This window comes from Micromonospora sp. NPDC048887, assembly GCF_040649715.1.
Taxonomy (GTDB): Bacteria; Actinomycetota; Actinomycetes; order Mycobacteriales; family Micromonosporaceae; genus Micromonospora.
This window is the reverse complement of sequence record NZ_JBEZGA010000035.1, coordinates 1-7332: the sequence shown is the minus strand read 5'-3', so window position 1 is coordinate 7332 and position 7332 is coordinate 1. Positions and strand designations below refer to the sequence as shown.

General features: G+C 72.1%; 9 protein-coding genes. 1 reads left to right on the top strand and 8 read right to left on the bottom strand.

What is annotated here, in order from left to right; all coding sequences use genetic code 11:
- Window positions 1–132 precede the first annotated feature (132 nt).
- The 3 genes from AB0C17_RS28985 to AB0C17_RS28975 form a co-directional block, all read right to left on the bottom strand.
- The gene (locus AB0C17_RS28985) at window positions 133–702 is read right to left on the bottom strand and encodes a hypothetical protein (RefSeq protein ID WP_357481426.1); all 570 of its coding nucleotides are present in this window, start codon (window positions 700–702) and stop codon (window positions 133–135) included.
- Between the two features lie 58 nt (window positions 703–760).
- Window positions 761–895, bottom strand: coding sequence for a hypothetical protein (locus AB0C17_RS28980; RefSeq protein ID WP_357481424.1), 135 nt, complete (start codon window positions 893–895; stop codon window positions 761–763).
- Between the two features lie 771 nt (window positions 896–1666).
- Window positions 1667–2500: a hypothetical protein gene (locus AB0C17_RS28975; RefSeq protein WP_357481422.1), complete on the bottom strand. Its 834-nt coding sequence runs from the start codon at window positions 2498–2500 to the stop codon at window positions 1667–1669.
- A gap of 1033 nt (window positions 2501–3533) precedes the next feature.
- Here AB0C17_RS28975 and AB0C17_RS28970 point away from each other — a divergent pair.
- A complete protein-coding gene (locus AB0C17_RS28970; protein ID WP_357481420.1) occupies window positions 3534–3680 on the top strand; it encodes a hypothetical protein in 147 nt (48 codons plus the stop codon).
- A gap of 72 nt (window positions 3681–3752) precedes the next feature.
- Here AB0C17_RS28970 and AB0C17_RS28965 read toward each other — a convergent pair whose 3' ends face one another.
- From AB0C17_RS28965 to AB0C17_RS28945, 5 genes are all read right to left on the bottom strand, one after another.
- Complete coding sequence (locus tag AB0C17_RS28965; protein WP_357481417.1) at window positions 3753–5513, bottom strand: DUF87 domain-containing protein; 1761 nt, start codon at window positions 5511–5513, stop codon at window positions 3753–3755.
- Window positions 5510–6424 (bottom strand): ABC transporter permease, encoded by a 915-nt coding sequence (locus tag AB0C17_RS28960; RefSeq protein ID WP_357481415.1) that lies wholly within the window; start codon window positions 6422–6424, stop codon window positions 5510–5512. The genes AB0C17_RS28965 and AB0C17_RS28960 overlap by 4 nt, the downstream gene beginning before the upstream one ends.
- Window positions 6421–6555 carry a hypothetical protein gene (locus AB0C17_RS28955; RefSeq protein WP_357481411.1) on the bottom strand — a complete coding sequence of 45 codons (135 nt, stop codon included), beginning with the start codon at window positions 6553–6555 and terminating at the stop codon, window positions 6421–6423. Before AB0C17_RS28955 ends, AB0C17_RS28960 begins: the two co-directional genes overlap by 4 nt.
- Window positions 6552–6716: a hypothetical protein gene (locus AB0C17_RS28950; protein ID WP_357481408.1), complete on the bottom strand. Its 165-nt coding sequence runs from the start codon at window positions 6714–6716 to the stop codon at window positions 6552–6554. The genes AB0C17_RS28955 and AB0C17_RS28950 overlap by 4 nt, the downstream gene beginning before the upstream one ends.
- Window positions 6713–7332 (bottom strand): helix-turn-helix domain-containing protein (locus AB0C17_RS28945; protein WP_357481404.1); only part of this gene is annotated, 620 nt, incomplete at its 5' end. The genes AB0C17_RS28945 and AB0C17_RS28950, both read right to left, overlap by 4 nt.

The following is a 7332-nucleotide window of genomic DNA, read 5'->3' as shown; positions in this document are numbered from 1 at the left end:
TCGCCGCAGAGCGGTCGGCGAGGTGTGCCTCTCGGATCGCAGTCTCGTCGATGCGACCCTCGCGCAGCGCGGCGACGAGCTGCTCGGGGCGCAGCCCTTGCAGTTGCTCGCGTCGCGTGTACGTCGGTCCGGTCACTGCTCGCCGCCGTCGGTCGCCACACGCACGCCGTGCGGGGTATCCGGCAGGTTCCGCATCGACGCCTCGCCGAACCATCGGCGTAGACCGTCCATCTCGGCGACGGCCCGCTCAGCCTCGGCGAGCTGCGCCCGGAGTCGCTCGACCTTCGTCATGCGCTTCTCACGCTCGGCCGCGATGCTCGCCTGCGCCTCAGGGGCACACTCCTGAGCGATCTCGCCGACCTCGGCGGCGCGGGTCAAGACGGGCTTACGGAAGGCGGCGAGGATCAAGCGCGCCTTGTCGCGAGCTGCGGTCGCCTTGCGCTGCTCAGCATCAGCAACGGCGGCGAGCTTCTCCTCAGGCTCGTCGGCTTCGATCGCGGCGACGAGCGCAGCGACGTCGAGCTGCGGGGCGTTGCGCACATACGCCTCGGCCTCGTCGACGTCGATCCTCGCGTTACGCACCTTGTCGCACACCGCCGCGTAGTTGCTCGCGGCGGCGACCAGCTCGTCGCTCGCGGGCAGGATGCCTGCGGCGATGTAGTGGCGAAAGTCAGGCAGGGTCTTTACGAATAGCTCCCACATGGGGCGGCTCCTTTGGGCGGTGAGACCTGCGCCGGGGCGGCGCGGTCGAGAGGGTCGATCAGTCGGCGGGCCGAGGGCGCGGCGGTCGGGCGATGGGCTCGCCCACGTACCGGAAGATGCGCGTTCCGGCGACCTCGTCGACGACGGCGTAGACGTCGGCGCGCTCGGCGACCTGGGCGGCGTTGGCGGTCACTGGCCCAGGGCGGCGCTGCATGGCCTCGGCGCGGCGAGCAGCCTCATACGCGCGGCGGGCACGGGCGCGGCTCTCCCGGCGGGCGCGGTCGAGGTGAGTGTGTCGGGGCATGGGGGGGGTGGCTCCTACCGGCTTACGGGACGCGGGTTGCGGATCAGTCGGACGGTGCTTGTCGGTGCGCCTCGGCGGTGCGAGTCCCGCGACCGCAGAAACTGCACGCGGTAGACGTCGCCGAGGTGATTCCGCACGGCGGCGCACGCCCGCGAGAGGGTCTCGTCGTCGAGGGCTGCGGCGGGGTGGCCGGGCGGGAGGTTGCGCCGAAGGTAGAAGTAGAAGACGCGATCGTGCGCTCGGTAGGTGCCACCTCCGTCGAGACAGAGCCGCGCAAGGGCGCGAGCGAGAGCGTCGTCGGGGGCGGTCACCGGCGGCCTCGCTTCGGCGGCGAGCAGGTCGGGCGGTCGCATTCGACGCTTACGCGCCCGTCGGCGTCGCGGACGGTGCGACGGGTCGGGCGGCGGCACACTGCGCACCTGTACCTCTCGGCGCGTAGGGCCTGCCATGCGGTCGTGTATGGGATTTCGTCGTCGGTCATGGGCGGTCTTTCGGATCGGGACGGGCGGGGTGCGGGCGGTGCGTTTAAACCGGCCGAGGGGTGCGTGCCGACCCGTTAGCGGCACGCGCCCCTCAGCACGGCGAGCGCAGCCCTGAGGGCGCGCTCAGGCCCTCGTCGGCGACCGCCCGGGCCGACGAGGTAGCAGGGAAGAAAAGGGCTCAGGCGGCCCGCAGAGTGGGGCGCGAGGCGGCGTCGGCGGCCTCGGGCACGTGCCAAAGGCGGGCGCCGCGAACCTTGCGGGGGTCGCCGAGCAGCTCGCGGCCGAGCGCGAGGAAAGCGTGCTTACCGAGGCGCTCAGCGGTCGACGTCGCGGCGCAGTACGCGGCCCACACGGCAGGCACCTCATGCCGCCCAGGCGCGAGCGCGGCGACAAACGCGCGAGCGTGGTCGGCGGCCTGCTCGGCGGCGGCGACCTTTGCAGCGCGGCGGGCGGCGAGGGTGTCGGCCCGCTTCGCGTTCGCCTCAGCCGAGCGCAGCGAGGCCCGCCAAATCACCTCGACGTCGGCGGGCTCGTCTTCGTCTTCCATCGCGCAGAGCACGTTGTCGACAACGCGGGCGATCCACTTCGCGACCTTGCGCCGAGGTCGGCCCGAGCAGCCAAATGCGGCGATAGAGCGAGTGTCGGCCACGGCCTGAGCGAGCAGGCCCGACGAGGTCGGTGGGTCCGGCAGAGCGGCGAGTAGGTCGCAGATCATCGCCTCGAAGTCGGCACGGCTGATCGGGTCGGCGTGATGCTTGTCGCCGACGCGGCGAGCGACGATGCGACGCTGCCCGAGGTCGTCGTCTTCAGCGAAGAAACACACGAGCAGCACGAGCGGCTCGATGATGTGCGCCGCGACGCTGCTCGGGTCGAGCGCGGCAGTCTGCCGACCGAGTAGGTAGCTGTGTCCCTCGTCGACGTACGGCCTGCGGGCGTAGAAGCGGGCCGCGAGTGGTGCGAGATGCCGCGCGAGGGCGGCGGTGAGTGGTCGTGGTGGTGGCTCTGGGCTCACTCGGTCACCTCGCGGGCGGCACGCAGGCGGGCCAGTTCGGCGGTCATCTCGGCGATTCGGCGACGGGTCTGCGCGTGGCGGTGCGCCGACCTGCATCGGTCGTCGCAGAAGCGTCGACCTCGCGGAGGCTGTGCGCGCAGCTCCGCGCCGCAGCGTTCGCACTTGTGCACTGGAAACTCCTTTCCGTGCGCACGGGAAGAGACGAAAAAAAGGGCAGGGCGCATCGCCCTCATAACCCAAGTCGGCCGAGGGGTGATGATGCGTGCGCACGGAGACAAGGTGAGGCGCGGCGGGGCGGCGACGCCCAGGGCGAGGTCCGAGGGGGGCAGTTTTGACGAAATTACGCTCGGACCGTCACCTATATAGGTAGTGAAGAGAGAGAGAAGAAGAACATGAGCACCTATATACGTGACGGTTGCAGCGTAATTTCGTCAAAAGTGCCCCCCACTGCTCGCCCTTCTTCCGCGCCGCCCGCGCTGCTCGCGGCGTCGCCCGCCCTCGCCCGGCGGCACCGCCCGCGCGATCACAGACGGTTTTGCCGGCAAGAGCGCTACGCAGTCACGGGCGGGCAGCTCGCCGACGTCGCCTAGGTACGCGAAAAGCGCCCCGCCGGGCGGCCCTTGCGGGCTGCTCGACGAGGCGCTCTCGGTCGTGCTCGGCGGCCCGCCTCACGCGGGCCTGCGTCTTGGTGGGTCGTCGGCGTCATCCATCGGCGCGGCCCTCTCCTGTTTGGCGGTCACCTCACAAGTCGGCCCAGCGGCGGCGAGGTGTTCACATGGCGAGCGACTCGCTCACTTCGCCCGGTCCGCACAGCGCTCGACCGCCCGAGTTCGCAGAGGGTGCACCGAGAACGGATGAGCACGGCTATCCGCCGAAAGGATAGATCAACTGCACTGTCAGGCATGGTCATGCACGCAGGCCCATGCGGCCCGAAAAGCAGTAACACACGGTGGACATATCGCGTGCAGAGCGTTGGGGACAGCGCTCAGAGGGTGCTTTGCGTGACCCGCACGGCGCTCATAACGTGCAGAGCGTGACGACGAACGAACAGGCCGACAACGCCCAGCGCGACCGGCACAGTGTCATCCTCGACTACCTGCGGACGGCTCCGGCCGTACTCGGCGGCCTCGCCGGTCTACTCGGCGCGGTGACTGCGCTGCTAGCCCTCCTCACGCGATGAAACGGCGCAGATACGAAAGCGCCCCCGGCCGGGCCGCGCTGGGCGACGCGATCGGGGGCGTTCGGTGCGGCGCTACGCGGCGGCCGAGGAATCCGTCGAGCTGCTCGCCCAGGCGGCGAGATCCTCGCGAGCGAACAGGTCGGCGGTGCCTCGCTTCCCTCGCGGCGTCGGCACCGTACCCACGTTGCGCTGTAGGCGCTTTTTCGCCGCGCCGTAGGTCCACGGGAGCACGCCCGCCTCGGCGGCCTCTCGCAGGGTGAGGAAGTCCCCGCGAGGGCTTGATAGCGCCTCTACCTGCGTTGTCTCCGGCGACCGGGGACAAGCGAGCGCCCGCGCCTCGGCGGTCGTGAGGTAGGCGACCTGCACTTCGGTCGTCTGCCCGCCGATGACGAGCTGCCACCGGCCGAGGTGCCGCGAGGGCCGGGGCATGGCGGCCTCAGGCGCAAGCATCTTCCAAGCGTTGACGGTGTACCGGGCGAGCAGCCGCACGCCGAAATTCTCACGCGCCTCGGGGCCGCCGATGGCGCGGGCGGTGAGCATTTGCGCGACGGCGAGCACGTTCACTTTCGCGCTGCGGCCCATGAAGAGCAGGTCGGCGAGGGCGGCGACGGCGGGCGAGCGTTTCGGGTCGCCCTTGCCTCGGGCGGTCGCCCAGAAGTTGACGAGCTGCCCGATGGTCGCGTTCAACTCTTCGCAGATGACCAGCACGCGCGGCCCGCAGTCCCAATCATCGGCCTCGTGCAGTGCGAGCGTGTTCCGTTCGTCGGCGAGCGCGGCTAGGCGCACGAGGGCCTCGTGCATCTGCTCGGGCCTCGTGCAGTAGTCCACGCCCGCGAGGCCGAGCGCCCAGCGGTGCGAGCCCTTGCGGTCGAGGATCACCACGCGCCCGCCTCGGCTGAGCACCTGCACGGCGAGCAGCTCGGCGAGCACGCTCTTACCCGCGCCCGTGCCCGCCGATACGGCGATGTGCGGCGAGTCGTCGCGCAGGCTGATCGTCACGGGTCGGTCGCCCGCGCCCAGGCCGAGGAAAAACTCATCCTCGGCGAGGCGGGCGAGCTGCTCGGCGACCTGGGCGACGCCGACGCGGGCGGGCGGGCGTTTACGGACGGTCCACGTAGCCCGCACGCGCGGGCCGACCTGCGCCCAGGTCTCGACGAGGTCGGCGACGGGGATCTTCGCCGAGATGATCGACGACACGAGGGCGCGCTGTTCTTTGGTGAGGTAGGGCGTGTCGGCGGTCAGCTCGATACGCGGGCCGACCTCTTCAGCACCGGGCCGACGGAAGACGGCGAGGCGCGCCGTCACGGGCTGGGCGGCCCGCTGCATCGCCCACGCGGCGCGCTGAGCACGCTCGGGCAGCCATCGCACGACGGGCTCGACGTGCTCGCCGTACCACGCTCGCGCGGCGACCTCGGCGGGACTGAGCGGCTTCGCGAGGCGGGGCGTCAAGTTGCCGAGGGTCGGGTCGACGTGCAGGCGCACGCCCGTCGAGAGGCCCAGGGCGGGCGCGAGGGCGGCGAGGGTCGGGCCGACGTACTCGCGGTGAAAGCGGCGGGCGACGAGGCGACGCCGCGCCCGGTACGCCACGGCGACGGCGGCGGTGCCGAGGGCGGCGCGGGCCTCGGTCGGGTAGGCGGCGGTGACGGCGGCGACGGTGGGCACGCCCAGGCGGGCGGCTTGTCGCTGCCATCCGGTGAGACGGCCCGCGCCGCGAGTCCGGTAGGCGTACCCGGCGCGCCCGTCGAGCGGGCGGCCGGATACGTACCGATACACCAGGCGCGGCACAGTGTGCTTACGCCGCAGACGACGCAGAGCGCGCTCAAGCTCGGTCACTGCTCGCTCCCCTCGTCGTGCATGAGGTGCGCAAGGGCGGCGGCCATGCCGAGCACGGCGACCGGCAGGCAGGCGACGAGCGTCGTAATCCACCACGGCGCGGCGTGGATACCGGCGGCGACGAGCAGGTGATACGCGACCTGGCCGAGCGCGCCGACGGCGAGCGAGCCGATGCCGGACCACTTCGCGAAGCGGCGGGCACGGGCGGGCACGGTGCCCGAGAGCCACGCCCGCAGCGAATAGGCCGCGTAGACCTCGACGCCGATCGGCAGGGTAATCGCGGTGTTGATGCTGAAGCCGTCGGCGATGCCCGGCAGCGGGTGCACGACGCCAAACCCGGTAAGCCCGCCGAGTCCGACCCAGCCCGCCCAGATCGCGACGAACGCAGGCAGGGCGATCAGCACGAGCGGCCACGTAGAGTGCCGCCGGCCGTTACGCCTCGCGGTCGGGGTGCCCGGGTGTCCGTCGGCGGCGACCTGGGGCGACGCCTCGACGGCGGCGGCGGGCGGGTACGCGGCGGGCACGGGCGGCGAGACCTGCTCGACCTCGGCGGGCACGGGGGCGGGCTCGGGCGAGACCTGGGCGGGCTCGGCGGCGTACCCGGCGGACCCGACGGCGGGCACCTGGGCGTGCCCGGCAGACCCGAGGGCGTGCCCGGCAGACCCAGCGGGCGCGGGCGAGACCGGCACCGGACCCGAGGCGGGCTCGGCGAACGCCCACGGGTCCGGCACGGTCTCGGCCTCGGCGGCCTCGGCGATGAGCGCCTCGCGCAGAGCGGTCGCCTTCGGCGCGCCGACGCGAAGCTCGCCCATGATGCGGTTACGCGAGGGAATGCCGCCGAGCTGCTCGGCCAGGTCACGAGCGGCGGGCATCAGATCGACGAGCGGGCGAGCGGGAGCGGGGGCGGTCATCGGGTCACCTCGCAGGCGGGAAGGGTCTCGGTGGTCTCGGCGGCGTCGTCGACGAGCTGCTCGGTGCCGTGCGTGTGGCAGACAAGCCACGGCCACGCCTCGGTGATCTCGCAGGCGGCGGGGGCGGTCATCGGGCGATCTCCTCACGGGCGGTACGGGCGGCGGCGATGGCGGCGGCAGCGCGGTCGGCGTGCTGCTCAGCCGAGCGGCGGGCGAGGGCGAACGGGGCGAGCAGCACGGCAGGCCCGCCGAGCAGCACGGCGGCGAGCGTGTAAACGGCGGTCGGCGTCACGCGGCACCGCCGAGGCGCTCAGAGCGGCACGGGGCGCAGTGCGCGGCGGTCTGCCCGATGTGGCGCGGGCACCGCTCGGCGTCGCGGGGCGGCGGCAGGGCCGCGCCTCGGCGTTCGACGACGTAGGGCCTCGGCACGGTGTTGGGGTTTTTGCTCTTGGGAAGGAATCGACGCCAGTCCGTGCGCGCAGCGCGCGGCTTCACGTCTTCGGAGTGATCTTCGGTAGACCTTTGGGTGACACGCAGGGCGTCACCCCCGCGCGGCGAGATGTCACCCCCACGCGCCGACATGTCACCCCCGGCGGCCGACGTGTTATCCCCGCCGACGATGAGGCGATAGACGCGGGTCGCGATGTTGGCGACCTTGCGCACGAGCAGGCGACCGACCTCGACGAGGCGGCGAAGCGCCCGCTGCACGGTCCGCTCAGAGCAGCCGACGTAATCGGCGATCGTGGCGACCGACGGCCAGGCGTCGCCCTCAGCGTTGGCGTGAGCGACGATCGCGACGAGCACGAGTCGCTCGGTCGGCTTGAGGTCGTGCGAGGCGCGCAGGGCGTCTTTGACGGCGGCAGCACCGCCCGCGTAACGGGTAAGGTCGGACATGGCCGAGGCTCCTT